The sequence below is a fragment of the Rhodoplanes sp. Z2-YC6860 genome, from assembly GCF_001579845.1.
In the GTDB taxonomy this organism is placed as follows: Bacteria; Pseudomonadota; Alphaproteobacteria; order Rhizobiales; family Xanthobacteraceae; genus Z2-YC6860.
The window spans coordinates 1,618,860-1,640,357 of the sequence record NZ_CP007440.1 but is presented as its reverse complement, the minus strand read 5'-3'; the positions used below and the strand labels follow the sequence as shown (position 1 = coordinate 1,640,357).

The window sequence follows — 21,498 nt, the reverse complement described above, 5'->3', positions numbered from 1 at the left end:
GCCAACCTAGCCGCAAAGCCGGTGAAAACAAGGCCCGCCGCAATCAACCCACCGGCCGCTCGTCGGCGATCACCTTGCCGTCATTGGGGAGCGTGCCCGGCGCCACAAGCTTCACCTCACCGCGAAGTTTGGTGACCGATTGCACAGCCGCAGTCAGCGCCTCCACCAATGACGCGTCCGGCGCCGCGCATTCGGCCATCAAGACCATCGCATCCTGCTCGCTCGCGCGCGTCACGACGAGCAGCACCCGGCCGACCGCCGGGTAACGCCGCACCACCTCGGCGATCTGCTCGGGCCGCACGAACATGCCCTTCACCTTGGTGGTCTGATCGGCGCGGCCCATCCAGCCCTTGATGCGCATGTTGGTGCGGCCGCACGGCGAGGCGCCGGGCAACACCGCTGAAAGGTCGCCGGTGGCAAGCCGGATCATCGGATAATCGGGATTGAAGGTGGTGACCACCACCTCGCCGACCTCGCCGTCGGCCACGGGATCGCCCGTGCCGGGCCGGACGATCTCCAGAATGAGATGCTCGTTGACGATCATGCCTTCGCGCCCAGCGCTTTCATAAGCGACGATGCCGAGCTCGGCTGTGGCGTAGCATTGCAGCACCGCAACGCCCCGACCGCCAAGCTCGTCGCGGAGCGTTGCCGGCAGCGCCGCGCCCGACACCAGCGCGCGCTTGATCGAGGAGACGTCCTTGCCGGCCTGCGCCGCGGCATCCAACAAAATCTTCAGGAAGTCCGGCGTGCCCAGATAGGCCACCGGCCGGTAATGCGCGATGGCCTCAAGCTGCTGCTCGGTGTTGCCGGGGCCGGCCGCGATCACGGCGCAGCCGATCGCTGCCGCACCCGACTCCATGATGAAGCCGCCCGGCGTCAGATGATAGGCAAAGCTGTTGAGCACCACGTCACCCAAGCGGAACCCCGCGGCGAAGCAGGCGCGCGCACAGCCCCACCAGTCGGTGCCGAAGCCTTCCGGCTCGAAGATCGGACCAGGCGACATCATCAGCCGCCTGGCGCGGCCGGGCGGCCTAGTGTTGAAGCCGCCGAACGGCGGGGTCTCTTTCTGGCGCGCCAGCAGCTCGGACTTGCGCAGCACCGGCAATTTCGCGAGCGCGGCACGCGAAGTGACCGACTTGGGGTCGACGCCGGCGAGCTGTCGCGCCCAGCCGGGCGCAACAATCGCCTGCGTCAACGCCTCCGGCAGCTTCGCGAACTGCTCGCGCTCGCGCGCGGCGGGCTCGCGGGTTTCCAGGGTGTCATAGTGATCGGACATGATCCTGGCCTCTGCGCCGGATCACGCCAGCCAGCGCTTGCGGCGCTTGTAGTGCTTCACGTCGCGGAATGACTTCCGCTTGCCCTCGGCCACACCGAGATAGAACTCCTTGACGTCTTCGTTCTCGCGCAACGCCTTGGCCTCGCCGTCCATCACCACGCGCCCGTTCTCCAGGATATAACCATAGCGGGCGTATTTCAGCGCCATGTTGGTGTTCTGCTCGGCAAGCAAAAAACTGACGCCTTCCTTGTCGTTCAGGCTTTTGACGATCTCGAAAATCTCTTCGACGACCTGTGGCGCGAGCCCCATCGAGGGCTCGTCGAGCAGGATCATCTTCGGCCGCGACATCAGCGCACGGCCGACCGCGCACATCTGCTGCTCGCCGCCGGATGTGTAGCCCGCGGTCGAGCCGCGGCGCTCTTTCAGCCGCGGGAAATACGAATAGACCTTGTCGAGATCGGCCGCGACCGCGCCCTTGCCGTCGCGGCGCGTGAAGGCGCCGGTAAGGAGATTCTCTTCCACGGTCAGATGCGCGAAGCAGCGGCGGCCTTCCATGACCTGGATGCAGCCGCGGGTGACCAGATCATTCGGCGACAGCGAATGCACCACCGCGCCGTCGAATTCGATCGAGCCTTTGGTGACTTCGCCGCGCTCGGCATGCAGCAGATTGGAGATCGCCTTGAGCGTCGTGGTCTTGCCGGCGCCGTTGGCGCCGAGCAGCGCCACGATGCCGCCCTTGGGCACCGCGAGCGAGACCCCCTTCAGCACCAGGATGACATGGCTATAGACCACCTCGATGTTGTTCACCGAGAGGAAGGCTGGCTCGATCGCGGTGCTGGCAGCGGGTGCGGCGGATGCCATCGCGTGTCGCCCTTCAGAGCACAACAGGCGGCGGTTTCGGCCGCCGCCTGTTTTCCATCGATCAACTTTCCTTCGAGCAATCGCGCGGCGTGATCTTCTTCTCGGTCGCGTATTTGGCCGACAGATCCTTGACCATCGGGTCGAGGATCGACAGATCGGCCTTGTAGTAGCCGGAGATCACCTTCCACTCCTTGCCGTCCCACTGCTGGGCGCGCGCCTCGTCGGCGCCCTGGTGGTCCTGGCAGCTGAACTTGAGCGGCTGCAGCATGCCTTCGAAGCCCAGCTCCTTGATGCGCGCGGCGGTGAGATCGAGATTCTCGAAGCCCCAGCGGATCTGCTCGCCGGTCATCGGCTTGTTGCCAAACTTCTTCATCGCGGTGCGGATCGCCTCGGTGCCGATCATCGAGTTAAGAATACCGCGATTGTAGAGCACCTGGGCGTAGTCATCCTTGGCGGCCGACTTGCCCTTGCCGACAACGAACTTGTCGAGATCCGCGTGCACCTTGAACTTGCCGGCGCCGTGCTGAAGCATCAGCGCCTTGTAGCCCTTCGACTGATCGCCGGCCGGCGTCACATCCGGCTCGGCGCCCGACCACCACACACCGATCATTTTCTCGCGCGGGTAACCCACCGCCGCGGCTTCCTTGATGGCGGTCGAGTTCATCACGCCCCAGCCCCACAGCAGCACGTAGTCGGGGCGGTCCTGGCGGATCGCGAGCCACTGCGACTTCTGCTCGACGCCCGGATGGGTAACCGGAATGGCCTTGAAGGTGAAGCCGTTCTTGGCTGCGCGCGCTTCTAGCGCCGGGATCGGCTCCTTGCCGTAGGGGCTGTCGTGATAGACGAGGCTGATCTTCTTGCCCTTGAGCTTGTCCATGCCGCCAAGCTCGTGGGCGATGTGCTGGATCGCGACATCGGCCGCGGTCCAATAGCTGCCGACCGCGATGAAGTTCCAGGGGAACACCGCGCCGTTGCGGCTCTCCGACCGGCCATAGCCCATGGTCAAGAGCGGAATCTTGTCGCCCGGCACCTTCTCGGTCAGCGCGAAGGTGATGCCGGTGGAGAGCGGCGAGAAATAGCTCGCGCCGGTCGGGCCCTTGCTCTTCAGGCGCTCATAGCACTCGACGCCCTTGTCGGTGGCGTAGCCGGTTTCGCATTCCTCGAAGGTGATTTTCACGCCGTTGATGCCGCCGTCGCGCTCGTTGAGCAGCGTCCAGTAGTCGGCGACGCCGTCGGCAAACGGAATGCCGTTCGGCGCATAAGGGCCCGTTCGGTAGACCAGCGCCGGAATAAATTGTTCCTGCGGCTGCGCCATGGCTGGCGTCGCGATCGCCGCAGCGCCCAACGCGGCGGCGAAAGCCAAGGTGACCTTCATCATGCTTTTCTCCCTGTCAGGCTGGCTTGTTGCCCGCTCTCGAGGCGCTTGTTTTTCGGCCGGTGCGGCGCGCCGCTTCGCACCATGATTTGAGTTCCAGCCTATGCCCTCAATAGGGGTAAGGCCAGAGCCGGAGCTTCTCCTTGCCGGTCGACCAAAGTCTAGCAAAGCCGTGGGGCTCGACGATCAGCAGCCAGCAGATCAATGCGCCGATCACGACAAAGACCGTGAGTGACATCGTCTCGACCGACAGCGGCATGCCAAGCGCGTGCGGCACCTGATCCAGCATGATCGGCAGCACCAGGATAAACGCCGCGCCCATGAACGAGCCCAGGATCGAGCCAAGCCCGCCGATGATCACCATGAACAGAAGCTGGAACGAGCGGTCGATGTTGAAGGCGAGCGGCTCCCAGGAGCCGAGATAGATGAAGGCCCACAAGGCGCCGGCAACGCCGATCATGAACGACGACACCGCGAAGGCCGAAAGCTTAGCATAAAGCGGCCGGATGCCCATGAGTTCGGCCGCGATATCCATGTCGCGGATCGCCATCCATTGCCGGCCGATGTTGCCGCGCGTGAGATTCTTCGCCATCAGCGCGAACAGAGTCACGAAGATGAGGCACACCAGATATTTTTCGATCGGTTTGTTGGCGTAGAAGCCGAAGAAGTTGAGTTCCGGCGCGGTGACCGAGCCGGACGGCGTGTAGTTGGTGAACCACGGCACGCGAATGAACAGCCAGTCGAAGAAAAACTGCGCCGCGAGCGTCGCGACTGCGAGGTAAAGCCCTTTGATGCGCAGACTTGGCACGCCGAACAGGATGCCGACCACGGCCGACATGAGCCCGCCGAGCAGGATCGACGGCAGCACCGGCAGCGGCGGAATGCTGATGGTGAGGATATCCAGCGGAATGTGCACGCCGGTCGCGAACTTGTAGGCGCTATAGGCGCCGACCGCCATGAACGCGCCGCTGCCGAGCGAAAGCTGGCCGCAATAACCCGTGAGGATGTTGAGGCCGATCGCGGCGAGCGCCAGGATCAGGAACGGGATCAGAATCGCGCGGATGAGGTATTCGCCGCGCAACGGCCAGAGCTGGTACGCATCGAGCACCGGCACGGCAATGAAGGCGACTGCCAGCAGAATCCAGAATGCGATGCGATCCTGGCGGATCGGAAAGATCGCCATGTCGGCTGCGTAGCTGGTCTTGAACTGGCCTGTCTCCCGATAAAGCACGTTTCACCCTTTGCGCATGATCTGATCCGAAAACCGGCGCCCACTTTTCGTGATCATGCGCCCCTCATATCCTCTCGATGATGCGTTCGCCGAACAAGCCCTGCGGCCGCATCAGCAGCACGACCAGCGCCAGCACGTAAGCGAACCAGTATTCGATGCCACCGCCGATGATCGGGCCAAGATAAGCCTCGGCGAGCTTCTCGCCCGCGCCGGCGATCAAGCCGCCGACGATCGCGCCCGGCACCGAGGTGAAACCTCCGATGATCAGCACCGGCAGCGCCTTCAGCGCCAGGAAGGTGATCGAGAACTGTACGCCGAGCTTCGTGCCCCACACGGTCGCGGCGACAAGCGCGACCAGGCCGGCGACCAGCCAGACGACAAACCAGATCCAGTTGAGCGGAATGCCGACCGACTGCGCGGCGGCGTGATCGTCGGCAACCGCGCGCAACGCGCGCCCGGTCTTGGTGCGCTGGAAAAACAGCGCGAGCCCCCCGACGAGAACGGCCGCGATGAGCCCGCCCCAGACGTCGAGCTTGTTCACAAGAATGCCGCCGTCGAAAACATTTCCGAACAGGAACCAGGCATCGGTCGGAAACAGCTTGAGCGGATAGACGTCCGCACCGAACATCATCTGCGCGCCGCCTTCGATCATGAAGGTGATGCCGATGGTCGACATGAACAGCGTCAGCGCGTCCTGATTGACCAGCGGCCCCAGTACGAAGCGCTCCACGATCCAGGCAGTAATCGCCATGATGACAGCGGCGAACAGCAAGCCCAGCGCAATCGCACCCCAGAGCGGGAAGCCCTTCGCGACCAGAAAATCGAGCGAGCGCACGAGCGCCAGACCCGCGAGCAGCACCATGGCGCCCTGCGCGAAGTTGAACACGCCCGAGGCCTTGAAGATCAGCACGAAGCCCAGCGCGACGAGCGAATAGAGCACGCCGGCGAGGAGCCCGCTGATGAAGACTTCGAGGAACTGGCCGAAGGCAACCATGTTACTGCCTCCCCACTCCGCCAAAATACTCCGACCTCATCCTGAGGAGCGGCCGAAGGCCGCGTCTCGAAGGATGGCCGCGCATTCGGTGGCGACCCCATCCTTCGAGACGCATCGCCATAGCGCGTCGCAGACGCGCGTAAACGCGCTTATAGCGATGCTCCTCAGGATGAGGTCGGCGTAAAGCTACGATCGGAGTACTGGTCATCAATGCGCCACTCCCAGATACGCGTCGATCACGTCCTGGTTGCTCTTCACCTCGTCCGGCGTGCCGTCGGCGATCTTGACGCCGTGGTCGAGCACGACGACACGATCCGAAAGGTCCATCACCACGCCCATATCGTGCTCGATCAACGCGATCGTCGTGCCGAAATGGTCGTTCACGTCGATGATGAAGCGCGACATATCCTCCTTCTCTTCGAGGTTCATGCCGGCCATCGGCTCGTCGAGGAGCAGCAGATCGGGCTCCATCGCCAGCGCCCTGCCGAGCTCGACGCGCTTCTGTAGGCCGTAAGGCAGCCGCGCCACCGGCACCTTGCGGATCGCTTCGATCTCGAGGAAGTCGATGATCTCCTCGACCCGATGCCGGTGCGCAATCTCCTCGTTGAGCGCGGGCCCAACGCGCAGGATCTGCCACAGCATGCCGTGGCGCATCTTCAGCGTGCGGCCGGCCATGATGTTGTCGAGCGCGCTCATGCCCTTGAACAGCGCGACATTCTGAAAGGTGCGGGCGATGCCGCCGCGCGCGGCGTCGTGCGGCCGCATCCTGGGGCGGGTCTTGCCCTTAAAGGTGATGCGGCCCTGCTGCGGGTGATAGAAGCCGTTGATGACGTTGAGCATCGAGGTCTTGCCGGCGCCGTTCGGACCGATGATGGCGCGCACCTCGCCTTTCCTGATGTCGAACGAAACGTCGCGGATCGCGCGCACGCCGCCGAACGACAGCGACACATTCTCGACCGAGAGCAACACTTCGCCCGCCGCAATATCGCTGGCGGCGGGGGCCCTCATCGCGCAACACCACAAGTGCCAACCCTCCCCTGGAGGGGGAGGGTCGACGCGCGAAGCGCGTCGGGGTGGGGTGATGTTGTGGGTACCGAAAGTTCACTCCCACCCGGCGCGCCATAGCGCGTCGAAGACGCGCGTAAACGCGCTTGAGGCTCGCCGACCTCCCCCCTCCAGGGGGAGGTGAAGCGAGAGCTTTGCGAGTGGCGCAAGATCATGCCGCCTTCCCCATGGCGGGCGTGACCGGCACGGTGGCGGCATCGCGGATTTTCACCCGCGCCGAGATGGTGCCCTTGCGGCCGTCCTCGAACGTCACCTGCGTGGAAATGTCCGCCTCGGACGAACCGTCATAGAGCGCATTGATCAGCGGCGCGTAACGCTCGGCGACGAAGCCGCGGCGCACCTTCTGGGTGCGCGTCACCTCACCGTCGTCGGCGTCGAGCTCCTTGTGCAGGATCAGGAAGCGTTTCACCTGCGCGCCGGCCGTCACCGGATCCTCGGCCAGGGAGCGGTTGGTCTCCTCGATGTTCTGCTGGATCATGTCGTAGACCAGCGGATGGCCGGCGAGTTCCTGATAGGAGCCGTAGACCACGTTGTTGCGCTCGGCCCAGCTTCCGACCGCGGTGAGATCGATGTTGATCATCACGGCTGCGAAATCCCGCCCGTCGCCATAGGCCACGACCTCGCGGATGTTGGGAAAGAACTTGAGCTTGTTTTCGATGTACTTCGGCGGAAACAGCGTGCCGTCTCGAAGCTTGCCGACGTCCTTGGCGCGATCGATGATTTTCAGGTGCCCGGTCTTGCTGTCGAAGAAGCCTGCGTCGCCGGTCTTCACGAAACCGTCGGGCGTGAGCGCCTCGCGGGTCTTCAAGTCATCCTTGAAGTAGCTGACGAACATGCCGGGCGATTTGAACTGCACCTCGCCGTTCTCGGCAATACGAAGATCGACGTTCGGTAGCGCCGGGCCGACGGTGTCCGCATAAATCTGCCCGTCGGGCTGCGCCGTGAGATAGAGGAACGCTTCGGTCTGGCCGTAGAGCTGCTTCAGGTTCAACCCAAGCGAGCGATAGAACGAGAACAGGTCGGGCCCGATCGCCTCGCCCGCCGTGTAGGCGATGCGAACGTTGGAAAGCCCGAGCACGTTTTTCAGCGGGCCGTAGATCAGGAGATTGCCGAGCCCATACAGCAGCCGGCCCGTCAACGGCACCGGCTGCTTGTTGAGGATCGCCTCGCCGTAGCGCCGTGCCACGCCGATGAAATAGTGGAACAGCTTGCGCTTGATGAAGCCCGCATCCTCCATGCGGATCATCAGGCGGGTCAGCATCTGCTCGAAGGTGCGGGGCGGCGCGAAAAAGAAAGTCGGACCGATCTCACGCAGGTCGGCCATCGCGGTGTCGGTGCTTTCCGGACAGGCCATGCAGAAGCCCGCCACCATCCCCTGCGCGTAGTTCAGGTAATGATCGCCGACCCAGGCCAGGGGCAGATAGGCCAGCGCTTCGTCGCGCTCGTTCAGGCCATCGAAGGTGACCGTATCTGAACCCGCCGCGATACAGCGCTCGCCCGACAGAACCACGCCCTTCGATTGGCCGGTGGTGCCCGAAGTGTAGAGGATGATCGAGGTGTCGGAGCCTTTGCCTGCAGCGATTTCGGCGTCGATCAAGGCCGCGAAATTCGCGTCCTGCTTCAGCGAAGCGCGGCCGTCATCGATGATGTCGGCGATTGCATGCAGATTGGCATGATCGTAATCGCGCAGGCCCCGCGGCTCGTCATAGATCATCTTCTCGAGCTTCGGCACTCGCTCCGAAACGGAGAGAATCTTGTCGACCTGCTCCTGATCCTGAACGGCCGCGAGCCGCACTTCGGCGTGAGCGAGCACGTAGGCCAGTTCGTCCGCCACCGCGTCGGCATAGACCGGCACCGGAATGGCGCCCAGCGCCTGCACGGCCGCGACCGACCAGTAGAGCTTCGGCCGGTTGGCGCCGACGATCGCGACCGTCTCGCCGCGTTTCAGTCCGAGCCGGTGCAGGCCCGCGGCCAGCGCCAGCACCTCGTCGCGCATCTCGACCCAGGTCCAGGTCTGCCAGATGCCGAGGTCCTTATGGCGCATTGCCGGCCGTTCGCCGAACGCGCGCGCGTTGCGCAGGAGCAGCTTCGGAAAGGTATCCGCCGGCGCGGGCATGTTGCTCGCCACCGTTGCCTCCCATAGGCGCGTGGCGGCACACGCCACGGCCCCTTGTCGTTCCCCTCTTCCCGCCGTTTCCCCTCGGCGGGTCGTTCCGTCGATAAGAATAGACCGCCGCAAAGTGGTCAAGCCTTGCAGAGCCGCACCCCAACCAAAGGCTGAGTCAAAGGCCTTCGCATGTGCTAAATGTCCGGCAGGCTGATTGAAATCGGTCGTGGCCGGGCAGGTGTGCCCGGCCATCCAATTAGGGACGGGTGCACGGGTCAGGCCCGTGCGTGACGTCAAGGCGAGGACTGCGATGGGTGAGTTTGCGATCGGTCAGGGGGTGCCGCGTTTCGAGGACCCGAGGCTGCTGCGCGGCGGCGGCAAATATGTCGACGACATCACGTTGCCGGGCATGGCGTTCGGCCATGTGCTGCGCTCGCCCCATGCTCACGCCAGGATCAAATCGATCGACATCAGCAAGGCCCAGGCCGCGCCCGGCGTGCTGGTGGTGCTGACCGGCGAGGACTGGATCAAGTCCGGCTGGGGCGACCTGCCCGTGCCGGTCACCCATAAGCGCCGCGACGGCTCGCCGAACTACAAGCCGCGCTATCCGGCGCTGGTGAAGGACACCGTTCGTTTCGTCGGCGACTATGTCGCCTTCGTTGCGGCCGAGACCAAAAACCAGGCGATGGACGCTTGCGAACTGATCGAGGTCGAGTACGAACCGCTGCCGGCGGTGCTGGGCACGGCCGACGCGGCCAAGTCCGGCGCGGCGCTGGTCTGGGACGACTGCAAGGACAACATCTGTTTCACGGCGATCCATGGCGACAAGGCCAAGACCGAGGAGGCCTTCAAAAAGGCTGCGCATATCGTCAAAGAGCATCTCGTCATCAACCGCGTGACCACCGCCTCGATGGAACCGCGCGGCTCGGTCGGCGACTACAACGCCATCACCGACAGCTACACGATCTACACCACGCTGCAGCGCGCCCATCCGTACCGCACCGAGCTTGCGAAGCTCGTGCTCAAGGTGCCGGAGCACAAGGTGCGCGTGGTGGCGCCTGACATCGGCGGCAGCTTCGGCATGAAGTCGGCGGTCTATAACGAGGTGCCGCTGGTCCTGCTCGCGTCGAAAAAGATCGGCCGGCCGGTGAAGTGGATGAGCACGCGCTCGGAGGCGTTCCTGTCCGACGCCATGGCGCGCGATAACGTCACCGACGCCGAACTCGCGCTGGACAAGGACGGCACCTTCCTCGCGTTCCGGGTGTCGTCCTTCGTCAATGCCGGCGCCTATCTGCAAATGGGCTTCCAGGCCTATACCGGCAATCTCGGCACGCTCGCCGGCGTCTACCGGACGCCCGCGATGTATGTCGAATCGACCGCGGTGTTCACCCACACGCAACCGTGCCGTCCTTACCGCGGCAACGGCAGGCCGGAGGCCGCGTACGTCATCGAGCGCATGGTCGATGTGGCGGCGAAACAGCTCGGCATCGATCCGGCCGAGCTGCGCCGCAAGAACTACATCCCGCCCAATGCCATGCCGTTCAAGACCAGCCTGACCTTCACCTACGACTCCGGTGAGTTCGAGAAGGGCATGGACCTCGCGCTGAAGCTTGCCGACGTGGCGGGCTTCGAAAAGCGCAAGGCCGAGTCCAAGAAGAACGGCAAGCTCCGCGGTCTCGGCATGTCGAACACCATCGAGCGCGCGGCTGCGCCGAGCCTCGAAGGCGCCGAAGTCCGCTTCGACCGCGGCGGCACGGTGCAGATCTTCTCGGGCAGCATCAACCAGGGCCAGGGCCACGAGACGACGTTCAAACAGGTGGTCGCCGACAAGCTCGGCATCCATCCGAACGACATCGAGTACATCCAGGGCGACACCGACAAGGTGTTCTTCGGCGAAGGCACCGGCGGCTCGCGTTCCGCCACCATGTCGGGTTCGGCGTTCTTCCAGGCTTCCGACAAGGTAATCGCCAAGGGCAAGGCCATCGCGGCGCATGCGCTGAAGGTCGACGTGGCAGACGTGAACTTCAACGAGGGCATCTTCTCCTCAACCAAGACCAACCAGACCATCACCATCAAGGAAGTGGCCGAGAACGCCGCCAATCCGGCAAAGCTCCCCAAGGATATGGAGGCCGGCCTGTTCGCCACCGCGATCTATCGCGCCGATGTGGAGAACTTCCCGAACGGCGTGCATGTCTGCGAGGTCGAGATCGATCCGGAGACCGGCCGCGTCGAAGTGGTGAAGTACAGCGTGGTCGACGACGTCGGCACGGTGATGAATCCGCTGCTGCTCAAGGGCCAGATCGTCGGCGGCGTCGCGATGGGCGTCGGCCAGATCCTGAAAGAGGACATCAACTTCGACGGCGACGGCCAGCTCACCACGGGCTCGTTCATGGACTACGCGATGCCGCGCGCCCATGACTTCTGCGCGATCGAGGTGAAGGCCAACCCGGTGCCGACCAAGACCAATCCGCTCGGCGTCAAAGGCGCGGGCGAAGCCGGCTGCGTCGGCGCGATGCCGGCGGTGGCCAACGCTCTGGTCGATGCGCTGGCGGAGTTCGGGGTGAAACACATCGCAATGCCTGCCACGCCCGAAGTGGTGTGGCGGGCGATCGGCAACGGCAAAGCAGGATAAGAACAATGACTGGAATGACCCATGCCGAGATCAAGGAAAAAATGATCTGGGCGGGCAAGGTGCTCGTCAACGAAGGCCAGGACGACTTCACGCGCGGCCACATCTCGTTCCGGCTGCCCGACAATCCGAAGCTGTTCTTCATGAAGTGCCACAGCCTCGGGCTCGACGAGATCACGCACGAGAACATCCTGACCATCGATCTCGACGGCAAGGTCGTGGCCGGCACCTCGCGCCGCCACAGCGAGGTTTTCATTCATTCGGAGATCTTCAAGGTGCGGCCGGATGTGAACTGCATCCTGCACACCCATCCGACCTATTCGATCGCCTGGTCCGGCACCGGCCGGCCGCTCAAGGTGCTGAGCCAGCCGGCCGCGCTGTTCGCCAACGCGGTCGGGCTCTACACCGACACCATCAACCTGATCCGCACCACCGAGATGGGCGCCGGCGTCGCCAAGGCGCTCGGGCCGCACAGCGTGGTGATGCTGAAGAACCACGGCATCGTCACCGCCGCACCGACCATCGACGAGGTGGTGATCCGCACCATCATGTTCGAGAACGCCGCGCAGATTCAGATGATCATGGAGGCGGCCGGCGAGACTGCGCCGGAGTTCCCCGCGAAAGATATCGAGCAGCTCAAGCACGACATCAGCCGGCCGGACCAGTTCGTGGTGAACTTCGATTATCTGGTGCGGCGCGCCAAGCGCCGCGAGAAGGCGGCAGGCTGACGCGGTTCCATCATACCGAAGCGCGGTGTGTCACTCTGCCCCAGTCCGGTCATCGATGAGGCGCATTGTGTTATGATTCCGTGACGGTCGTGATTCTGCGACCGGCAGCACGAACGTAATGCAACATCGATTCCGACACATTCCGGCTTGGCTTGTCGCGGTGGCTTTGCTCAGCGCTGCCATGCCGGTGTCCGCGCAGCAGCAATACGACCAGATCGCGGCGGTGAGTCCCGCGGTCGAAGCCTATATCCGCGCCCGCACCGCCTATGAGCAGGAGGCCGAGGCCTATTGGCAGTCGACCATCGACAAGCGGCGGCTGCGCTTCGCGAAGCGCCGCAGCGGAACCGCCATCGTGCTCGACGACTATGTGCTGACCCAGCCGCCGGTCTATTCGGGACCGCCGCGGCCATCGGACTATGTGCCACCGCAACGCGATCCGCAGAAGCCGCCGGTGCCGATCCCGACCATTCCCGAATTCCTGAAGGTCGCGGCCGAACGGTTCAACTTTGCGCCGGACCGGCCGAGGACCGAAGGTGATTTCAAGCTCGCCTACGCCAAGGTCGCGGCGGCGGCGGGCCTGACCCGCGAGCAGGCGGTGCGCATCTACGCGTTCGAGACCGGCGGCAATGGCGGCTACGACTCGCAGGCTGGACTGATCTCGACGCGCAAGGATGCCCGGCCGATCTCGCCCGCGATCGGCTACAACCAATTGCTCAGCACCAATACCGTGAGCCTGTTTGCCGAGCACGGCGACAAGTTCATCTCGGCGCTGACGCTGCAGGCTTCGCGGCTCACCGGTGCCGAACGCAGCGCGATGAATCGCAAGATCGCGGCGCTGCGGAACATGGTCGCCTTCACCCGCACCGTGCCGAATTCATGGAGCGAGCACGACAAGCTCGCCAAGTTCACCGACGGCGGCAAGGGCACCCACGCGGCCATCCTCGATCGCGACATCGGTCCGCTGCTGCAAACCCAGAAGCTCCTCGACTCCGTGATGTTCGCCCGCGCCAAAGGACTGCAACGGCCGTTGACCGCAGCCGAACTGGAATTGATGAACTTCACCGGCGACGGCAACGGCTTCGATATGGTGACGATGCCATTGGAGTTCCGGCCCCAGGTACCGACCTCGAACTTTTTCCAGCGCGGCGGCTATGAGCGCAATCCCATCGCGCGGCGCACCGGCAACGTCGCGGCGCTGTTCGAGGCGATCGACAGAAAGATGGACAGCGCGTCCCAGTCAGCGGGCGCAAAAGAGCTGGCGCAGGCGTTTTAAAGCCCGGCACCCTGCCCTGTTCAGCCGGCGGAATAACGGTCTAGACTGCCCTCCATAACGCCGACAAGGCGAGCCGACTGCGAGCATCAGACGCGTGGCGGGATGGGAGAGACGCATGGTCAGGGCACGCAAGCTCGCGTGGCTGCTGTTGGCCGTCGCCGCATGGATTTCGGGTGACGTTTGGGCCTCCGGCGAGGCTTCCGCGCAGAGCTATCCCAGCCATCCGATCACGCTGGTGGTGCCGTTCCCGGCCGGCGGCGCGACCGACGCCATCGCGCGCATCCTGATCGACCCGATGTCGCAACGGCTCGGCCAGCAGATCGTGATCGAGAATGTCGGCGGCGCCGGCGGGCTCATTGGCGCAGGCCGCGTCGCCCGCGCTGCGCCCGACGGCCATACACTGCTGCTTCATCAGGTCGGGCTTGCGGCCGGCGTGACGCTCTATCCGAACGCCACGTTTGACGCTGCGAAAGACCTGACCGGCATCGGTCTCGTCAACACCAGCGCATCGGTGGTCGCCGGCCACAAGTCGCTGCCGCCAAATTCCATCAAGGAGCTTGTCGCCTGGATGAAGGGCGGCCACGTCGCCAAGTTCGCACATGCAGGCGTCGGCGCCTTCGGCCATCTCTGCGGCGTGATGTTCGTGCAGGAGATCGGCGCCAAGGCCGACCAGATTCCCTATCGCGGCGGCGGGCCGGCGTTGAACGACTTGATCGCGGGCCATGCCGACTTGAGCTGCCTGTCGGCCGCAGTGGTCGCGGAGCAGGTCAAGGCCGGATATCTGAAAGCCTATGCGATCGTCGGCAAGAACCGGTTCGCGGGCCTGCCGGATGCGCCGACCCTGGTCGAGGCCGGCTACAAGAATCTCGATCTCGATTTCTGGCATATCATGTTCGCGCCGTCCGGCACGCCGCGGCCGATCGTCGATCAATTGAACGCAGCGCTGCGCCAGACGCTCGCCGACGCCAGGGTCCAGGACGCCTTCACCAAGGCCGGCATGGAGGTTTATCCCGCCGACCGGGAAACGCCCGAAATCGCCACCGCCATGCTGAAGAGCGAGATCGCCCGCTGGGGCGACGTGATCCGCAAAAACAACATCCAGGCGCAATAGTGCGCCCGTTTCCATTCGCATTGGAGCCAAGTCCGGACTGACCGAACGCAATCGCAAATGACCGACAATCCGAGCCCACGTCTCCGGCGTGGCCGCAGAGGGAGAGTCCATCATGACACGCGCCTGCAAGCTCGCTTCGCTTCTGCTGTTCGCATTGAGCTTCGCGGCCATGCCCGCCGCCGCGCAGGACTATCCCAACAGGCCGATCACCATGATCGTGCCCTACCCGCCCGGCGGCGCGACCGACACCATCGGCCGCATCATCCAGGACAGCATGTCGCAAAAGCTCGGGCAGCAGATCATCATCGAGAACATCGGTGGCGCCGGCGGCATGATCGCAGCGGGCCGCGCCGCGCACACCGCGCCTGACGGCTACACCATCCTGCTGCACCAGGTGGCGCTCGCGGCCGGCATGACGATGTATCCCAAGCTCGCCCTCGATGCCGAGAAGGACTTCGTCACCATAGGCCTCGTCAACACCGCGGGCACCGCGCTTGCGGCGCGCGGCGATCTGCCGCCGAACAACATCAAGGAACTCATCCGTTGGCTCAAGGAGCCTGGGCGCAACGCCAAGATGGCGCATGCGGGCGTGGGGTCGTTCGGTCATCTCGCCGGTGTGCTGGTCGCCGAAGAGCTCGGCGTGAACGTCACGCAGGTGCCGTATCGCGGCGCGGGTCCTGCGCTCAATGATCTGCTGGCCGGGATGGTCGACATCAGCTCGCAGTCGACCGTGGTGGCGGGACCTTTGGTGAAAGCCGGCAAGTTGAAGGCTTATGCCATCATCGGCCGCAACCGCTTCGCGGGATTGCCCGACCTGCCGACCATGGGCGAGCTTGGCTACAAGAAGCTCAATCTCGACTTCTGGCACATGCTGCTCGCACCGGCCGGCACGCCGCGACCGATCGTCGACCGGCTCAACGGCGCTCTCCGCACTGCGCTGGCTGACGCACGGGTGAAGAAGACCTTCGACGATGGCGGCATGGATCTGTTTCCGTCAGCGCAGCAGACGCCGGAGGCAGCGGCTGCGCTGCTCAAGAGTGAGATCAAAATCTGGGGCGACGTGATCCGCGCCAACAACATCGTGACGCAGTAGTGGATCGGTCCGCTCAGGCTTTCAGCTTGAAGTATGCGGCCGGGCCGCTCTCCGAGATCGTCTTGATCGCCGCGGCACCACCGGCGGCGGTATCGAGCATGCCGAACGGATTGTCGATCCCGGTCGAGAACGGCCAGTCGGTGCCGAGCATCACGTTATCGGCGCCGGCGAACTCGATCAGGAATTTGAGGCTCGCGTTCTCGTGCACGTTGGTGTCGAACTTGATCTGCCCGACATAGTCCCACGGGTCTTTCTTCACGTGCTTCAGCTCGGGCCGGTATGAGATGCACTGGCGCAGCCGGCCGACCTGATACGGAAAGAAGCCGCCGCCGAGCGCGCTGATAATGCGCGCCTTCGGATGCCGGTCGAGCATGCCCGAGCAGATCAGGCGCTCCAGCGCGATGGTGGCATCGGTCGGCATGCCGATCACCGAGCCGAGATAGAAGTCGCCCATGCCGGGGCTGACATGCTCATAGGCCGGATGCAGCAGCACCGGCATGTCGAGTTGCTCGACCGCCGACCAGAAGATCTCGTAATCCGGCTCGTCGAGCCGGCGGCCCGCGATGCTGGTGCCGGCGATCACGCCGCAGCAGCCGGCGGCCGCGGCTTTATCGAGCATGTCGACCTCGGCTTTCGGATAACGCAGCGGCAAATGCGCCATCCAGCGGAAGTTCTGCGGCTTGGCCGCCTGATATTCGGCAAGACCCAGGTTGGTCTCACGGCACATCGCCACCGCGGGTTCGAGATCGACCTCGTAGTAGAACAGAGGCTTCGGCGCCGTCGACATGATGCCCATGTCGACGCCATTCGCCGTCATGCCGGCGAGCGCAGTCTCAGGATCGAACCACTTCTCGGTGATCGTGAAGTCCGGATAATTGCCGCCGTGCCATTTCATGCCGTCGAGCGTGACGCGGTAGACCGGATCGCGGCGCAGCAGCGCGATCGAGCGCTCGGGAAGCGCATGGATGTGGCAATCGATTTTCATGGCAGGCCCAGCGGTGCGAATGTGAAGGACCCGCACGATGCCGAGCCGGAAGCCCGCGCACAAGACCGGTGGCCGCGGAGCTATTCCGCTGCCTTGAGCATGGGCGCCGCGCCCGATCGGAACTGCTCGAGCAGCGTGGCCTCGTCGGCCTTGGCGGCCTTGAGGTGCCGCATCTTGACCGGACCATAACCGCGGATCTTTTCCGGGATCGAGGCAAGGCCCACAGCGACGGCGTGGTTGTCGGCGCTGAGCTTGTCGAGCAGCTCCTTCAGCATCGCCTCGTAGTCCTTGATCAGCTGGCGCTCGGTGCGGCGCTCCTCGGTGCGGCCGAAGATGTCGAGCGGCGTGCCGCGCAGGAAACGAAACGCGGCGAGCACACGGAATGCGTTCATCATCCACGGGCCGAAGCTCCGCTTCACCGGCTCGCCGGTCGCGGGGTTGGTCTTGGCCAGGATCGGCGGCGCGAGATGGAATTCAAAGCGCAGCTTCTCGCCGCCGAGTTCGTTCGCCACCTGCTTGAGGAAGGTGCCGTCGGTGTAGAGCCGCGCCACTTCGTACTCGTCCTTGTAGGCCATCAGCTTGAACAGATAGCGCGCGACCGCGTCAGCGAGCCCGGTTTTGCTCGGCACCCGGTCGGACTCGACGTCCTTGGCCTTCTCGACCCACTTGCGATAGCGCCGCGCATAGCGCCGGCTCTGATAGGCGGTGAGGAACTTGACCCGGCGCGACACCATCTCCTCGAAGGACTGCGAGAGCTGCCGGTTCTCGTCGCGCGCTTCAGGCGCGGGCCGGGCGATGGTCTCGACCGCTTCGAGATCGAGCGCAGCCCTTCGGCCCCAATGAAACGCGGCGAGATTCATCGGCACGGCCTCGCCGTTCAACGTGATCGCCTGCTCGATCGAGTCCGCGGACAACGGCAGTGTGCCGAGCTGATAGGCGACGCCGACCATGAAGATGTTGGCGCCGAGCGAAGAGCCGAACAGCGCGCTGGCGAGCCGCGAGGCGTCGACGAAACGCGACAGCGCATGTCCTTGCGCATCCTGCCCCGACGCGCTGGCAATCGCGCGGCGCAGGCGCTCGGTCGGCAGCGAGAAATCGGCATTGCGGGTGAAATCGCCCGGCAGGAATTCCGTGGTGTTGATGACCATCGCGGTCTTGCCGGACTGCACTGCGGCCAGGACCTTCTTGTTGCCGGCGACGACGATATCGCCGCCGAGCACCAGATTGGCGCCGCCCGCGGCGATTCGGATCGCGTGGATGTCCTCCGGCCGCTCGGCAATGCGCATGTGGCTGTAGACCGCGCCGCCCTTCTGGGCGAGGCCGGCCATGTCGATGACGCCGACCGCCTTGCCCTCGAGATGCGCGGCCATGCCGAGGATGCCGCCGATGGTGACGATGCCGGTGCCGCCCACGCCGGTGACGATGATGTTGTAGGTCTGCGCGATCCTGGGAAGCTCCGGCTCCGGCAGCACCTTCAGTTCATGATCCTGCGCGACGCCGCGGCCCTTCTTCAGCTTGGCGCCGTGCACGGTGACGAAGGACGGGCAGAAGCCCTTCACGCAGGAGAAGTCCTTGTTGCAGGACGACTGGTCGATGGTGCGCTTACGGCCGAATTCGGTCTCCAGCGGCTGCACCGAGACGCAGTTCGACTTCACGCCGCAATCGCCGCAGCCCTCGCAGACCAGTTCGTTGATGATGACGCGCTTGTCGGGATCTGGGAATGTGCCGCGTTTCCGGCGGCGGCGCTTCTCCGCGGCGCAGGTCTGGTCGTAGATCAGCACCGTGCAGCCGGGAATGAGCGACAGATCCTTTTGCACCGTCTGCAAATCGTCGCGATGATGGAATGTCACCCCCGCGGGCCATGGCGTGCCGGGCGGATATTTCTTCGGCTCGTCCGAGACCACGACGACGCGCTTGGCGCCTTCGGCCGCGACCTGGGCGGCGATCTTCGGCACCGTCAGATTGCCGTCGTTCATCTGGCCGCCGGTCATGGCGACGGCGTCGTTGAACAGGATCTTGTAGGTGACGTTGACGCCCGAGGCGATCGAGGCGCGGATCGCCATGTAGCCGGAGTGGTTGTAGGTGCCGTCGCCTATGTTCTGGAAGACATGCGGGCGCTTGGAGAACGGCGCCTCGCCGATCCAGTTGGCGCCCTCGCCGCCCATCTGCGTGAAGCCCTGCGTCGAGCGGTCCATCCACTGCGCCATGTAATGGCAGCCGATGCCGGCATAAGCACGCGAGCCCTCCGGCACCACGGTCGAGGAATTGTGCGGGCAGCCCGAGCAGAAATACGGAATGCGGACTGCGACATCCTGCGTGGCAGCGAGCCGCTGCTGGGCTTCCTTCAACCGCGCCACGCGGCCCTTGAGATTCTCGTCGGTGACATACTTGAGCAGCCGGTCGCCGATGCAGATCGCGACGTCGTTGGAGTCGAGCGCGGCCTTCACCGGGAACAGCCACTTGCCCTCCTCATCCTTCTTGCCGATGCAGGTGGGCTGGTTCGGGCTGCCGTAAAGCTCCTCGCGCACCTGCACTTCGATCAACGAGCGCTTCTCCTCGACCACGATGATAAGATCGAGACCGGTCGCGAACTCCTGCAGCTCACGGCGGCTGATCGGCCACGGGCAGGCGATCTTGTGGATGCGCAGGCCCCAGTCGTTGGCCTTGACCTCGTCGATGCCGAGCTCGTCGAGCGCCTGGCGCACGTCGAGATAGCTCTTGCCCGTGGTGATGACGCCGATCTTCGGGTTGCGGCCGCCCGAGGTGATCACAGTGTTGAGCTTATTGACCCGCACGAAGGCGAGCATCGCGTCGCGCTTGTGATCGTGCAGCCGTGCTTCCATGCCGAGCACGGTGTCGCCGAGGCGGATGTTCAGCCCGCCCTCCGGCATGGTGTACTCGTCGGGATCGGGCAGCAGAATGCCGAGCCGCTCAAGACTGCCGTCGACCACCGCGGTCGACTCCACCGTCTCGTGCATGCACTTCAAGCCGACCCAGGTGCCGGTGAAGCGCGACATCGCCCAGCCATAGAGGCCGTAGTCGATGATCTCCTGGACACCCGCCGGATTGAGCACCGGGATCATCACGTCGACGAAATTGAATTCGGACTGGTGCGCGGTGGTGGACGACTCCGCAGTATGGTCGTCGCCCATCAGCGCCAGCACGCCGCCGTGCTTGGAGGTGCCGGCGAAGTTGGCGTGGCGGAAGGCATCGCCGGAGCGGTCGACACCCGGCCCCTTGCCGTACCACATGCCGAACACGCCGTCGTATTTGCCTTCGCCTCGCAGCTCCGCCTGCTGCGAGCCCCAGATCGCGGTCGCGGCCAGGTCTTCGTTGATCGCCGATTGGAACAGCACGTTGCGCGGCGCAAGATGGTTGATGGCGCGCTGGAACTGATAGTCGAGGCCGCCGAGCGGCGAGCCGCGATAGCCGGTGACGTAGCCCGCGGTGTTCAGGCCGGCGCGCTTGTCGCGCTCGTGCTGCATCATCGTCAGCCGCACCAGCGCCTGATAGCCGGTGACGAAGATGCGGCTTTTGGTGAGATCGTACTTGTCGTCGAGGGTGACGTGATTGAGCGACATGCGCGCGGAACTCCGCCGGCCGGGCATCTTGGCAGGTCAACCCTGCCAGAGTGACGGCTTTCTCAACAGATAGAGCCGCGCGGTTGTCCCGGCAATCCTAGGGCGCTGAATTGGTTGGACATTTCCTATGCATTGGAATGGGTGCAAGGAAATTTCGAGCCGCGCCTGCCTGGCGCATTTTGGCGCAACGCAGCACGGACGGCTTAGCGCTGAATCTCGATCCCGCCGGTTTTGACCACGTCAGCCCATAAGGCGATCTCGCGCGCGATCCGCCCGCGATAGTCCGCCGCGGTGCTGCCAACCGGAATAAGCTCCAGGTCGCTCATTTTCTGGCGCATGTCGTCCGACTTGGCGATCTCGGCGACGGCGTTTTGGACTTTGCGAACGATGGCGTCGGGGGTGCCGGCGGGCGCCAGCAGTCCTGCCCACAACTCGAACTCCATATCCTTGATTCCGGCCTCTAGAATGGTCGGCACATCGGGATATTTCGGCAGACGCTGGGAAGCCAGAACCGCGAGGGCCCGCACCCGGCCGTCTTTCAATGGTCCCGCCGCGGGCGCGGCATCGACAATGGCCATCAAGACATCGCCGCGCATCAGACCGATCATGGAATCGTTGTGGCTGCGATACGAGATGAACTGAGATTTGGTGCCGGCTCGCATCTCGAACAGTTTGGTCGCAACCTGATAGACCGAGCCCGTGCCGCCAGCATTGGCCTTGTCCGGATTGGCCTTGCTGTAGGCAATGAGATCGGCAACGGATTTCACCGGCGCATCGGCATTGACCATCAGCAGCACGGGATAAGAGCAGATGATCGAGATCGGCGCGAAATCGCGCATCGGATCGTAGGGCAGCTTGGCGAACACCGCCGGATTGATCGTGAGCATGCCGACGCTGCCGGCGAGGAGCGTGTAGCCATCCGGCGCAGATTTCGCGACGGCCTGCGCCGCGACGATATTGCTGCCGCCGGGCCGGTTGTCGACGATGATCGGTTGACCAAGCCGCTCCGCGAGCATGGGCTGTATCAAGCGGATGATCGTATCGATGCCGCCACCCGCCGCATTGCCGACCACGATGTGAATGGGGCGGTTCGGATAATTATTGGCGTCGTCCTGCGCCAAAGTGGGCGAACCGAACAACTGAGCCACGATCAGCAAGGCCGCAAAGCGCACGACGATCATTCAATTTC

At 64.3% G+C, this 21,498-nt stretch carries 15 protein-coding genes; 5 read left to right on the top strand and 10 right to left on the bottom strand.

The features are described from left to right. Nucleotides 1-43 precede the first annotated feature (43 nt). The 7 genes from RHPLAN_RS07585 to RHPLAN_RS07555 form a co-directional block, all read right to left on the bottom strand. Entirely contained in the window at nucleotides 44-1,276 is a 1,233-nt protein-coding gene (locus RHPLAN_RS07585; protein ID WP_068015521.1) for a phenylacetate--CoA ligase family protein, read from the bottom strand. A 21-nt stretch (nucleotides 1,277-1,297) separates the two neighbouring features. After that, on the bottom strand, nucleotides 1,298-2,137 hold the full coding sequence (locus tag RHPLAN_RS07580; RefSeq protein WP_068015516.1) for an ABC transporter ATP-binding protein: 840 nt from the start codon (nucleotides 2,135-2,137) through the stop codon (nucleotides 1,298-1,300). A gap of 61 nt (nucleotides 2,138-2,198) precedes the next feature. Beyond that, complete coding sequence (locus RHPLAN_RS07575; RefSeq protein WP_237180072.1) at nucleotides 2,199-3,515, bottom strand: ABC transporter substrate-binding protein; 1,317 nt, start codon at nucleotides 3,513-3,515, stop codon at nucleotides 2,199-2,201. Between the two features lie 106 nt (nucleotides 3,516-3,621). Continuing rightward, entirely contained in the window at nucleotides 3,622-4,743 is a 1,122-nt protein-coding gene (locus RHPLAN_RS07570) for a branched-chain amino acid ABC transporter permease (RefSeq protein ID WP_068015514.1), read from the bottom strand. Between the two features lie 64 nt (nucleotides 4,744-4,807). Then, entirely contained in the window at nucleotides 4,808-5,737 is a 930-nt protein-coding gene (locus RHPLAN_RS07565; RefSeq protein WP_068015513.1) for a branched-chain amino acid ABC transporter permease, read from the bottom strand. A gap of 207 nt (nucleotides 5,738-5,944) precedes the next feature. Then, nucleotides 5,945-6,745 (bottom strand): ABC transporter ATP-binding protein, encoded by an 801-nt coding sequence (locus RHPLAN_RS07560; protein WP_068015512.1) that lies wholly within the window; start codon nucleotides 6,743-6,745, stop codon nucleotides 5,945-5,947. 208 nt (nucleotides 6,746-6,953) lie between these two features. Then, the gene (locus RHPLAN_RS07555; protein WP_068015510.1) at nucleotides 6,954-8,918 is read right to left on the bottom strand and encodes an AMP-binding protein; all 1,965 of its coding nucleotides are present in this window, start codon (nucleotides 8,916-8,918) and stop codon (nucleotides 6,954-6,956) included. 301 nt (nucleotides 8,919-9,219) lie between these two features. On the opposite strand from RHPLAN_RS07555, the gene RHPLAN_RS07550 reads away from it, so the two are divergent. From RHPLAN_RS07550 to RHPLAN_RS07530, 5 genes are all read left to right on the top strand, one after another. After that, the gene (locus RHPLAN_RS07550) at nucleotides 9,220-11,541 is read left to right on the top strand and encodes a xanthine dehydrogenase family protein molybdopterin-binding subunit (protein WP_068015509.1); all 2,322 of its coding nucleotides are present in this window, start codon (nucleotides 9,220-9,222) and stop codon (nucleotides 11,539-11,541) included. A 5-nt stretch (nucleotides 11,542-11,546) separates the two neighbouring features. Further along, nucleotides 11,547-12,266 (top strand): class II aldolase/adducin family protein, encoded by a 720-nt coding sequence (locus tag RHPLAN_RS07545; protein WP_198164757.1) that lies wholly within the window; start codon nucleotides 11,547-11,549, stop codon nucleotides 12,264-12,266. Between the two features lie 160 nt (nucleotides 12,267-12,426). Continuing rightward, nucleotides 12,427-13,539, top strand: a complete 1,113-nt coding sequence (locus RHPLAN_RS07540) for a hypothetical protein (RefSeq protein ID WP_237180071.1) — start codon at nucleotides 12,427-12,429, stop codon at nucleotides 13,537-13,539. Between the two features lie 115 nt (nucleotides 13,540-13,654). After that, the gene (locus tag RHPLAN_RS07535) at nucleotides 13,655-14,650 is read left to right on the top strand and encodes a Bug family tripartite tricarboxylate transporter substrate binding protein (RefSeq protein WP_068015507.1); all 996 of its coding nucleotides are present in this window, start codon (nucleotides 13,655-13,657) and stop codon (nucleotides 14,648-14,650) included. Between the two features lie 112 nt (nucleotides 14,651-14,762). Continuing rightward, complete coding sequence (locus RHPLAN_RS07530; RefSeq protein ID WP_157100122.1) at nucleotides 14,763-15,743, top strand: Bug family tripartite tricarboxylate transporter substrate binding protein; 981 nt, start codon at nucleotides 14,763-14,765, stop codon at nucleotides 15,741-15,743. Between the two features lie 13 nt (nucleotides 15,744-15,756). Here RHPLAN_RS07530 and RHPLAN_RS07525 read toward each other — a convergent pair whose 3' ends face one another. The 3 genes from RHPLAN_RS07525 to RHPLAN_RS07515 form a co-directional block, all read right to left on the bottom strand. Continuing rightward, entirely contained in the window at nucleotides 15,757-16,728 is a 972-nt protein-coding gene (locus RHPLAN_RS07525; RefSeq protein ID WP_068015504.1) for an amidohydrolase family protein, read from the bottom strand. 80 nt (nucleotides 16,729-16,808) lie between these two features. Further along, nucleotides 16,809-20,309 carry an indolepyruvate ferredoxin oxidoreductase family protein gene (locus tag RHPLAN_RS07520; RefSeq protein ID WP_084244485.1) on the bottom strand — a complete coding sequence of 1,167 codons (3,501 nt, stop codon included), beginning with the start codon at nucleotides 20,307-20,309 and terminating at the stop codon, nucleotides 16,809-16,811. A 203-nt stretch (nucleotides 20,310-20,512) separates the two neighbouring features. Further along, the gene (locus RHPLAN_RS07515; protein ID WP_068015501.1) at nucleotides 20,513-21,490 is read right to left on the bottom strand and encodes a Bug family tripartite tricarboxylate transporter substrate binding protein; all 978 of its coding nucleotides are present in this window, start codon (nucleotides 21,488-21,490) and stop codon (nucleotides 20,513-20,515) included. Between the last annotated feature and the right edge of the window lie 8 nt (nucleotides 21,491-21,498).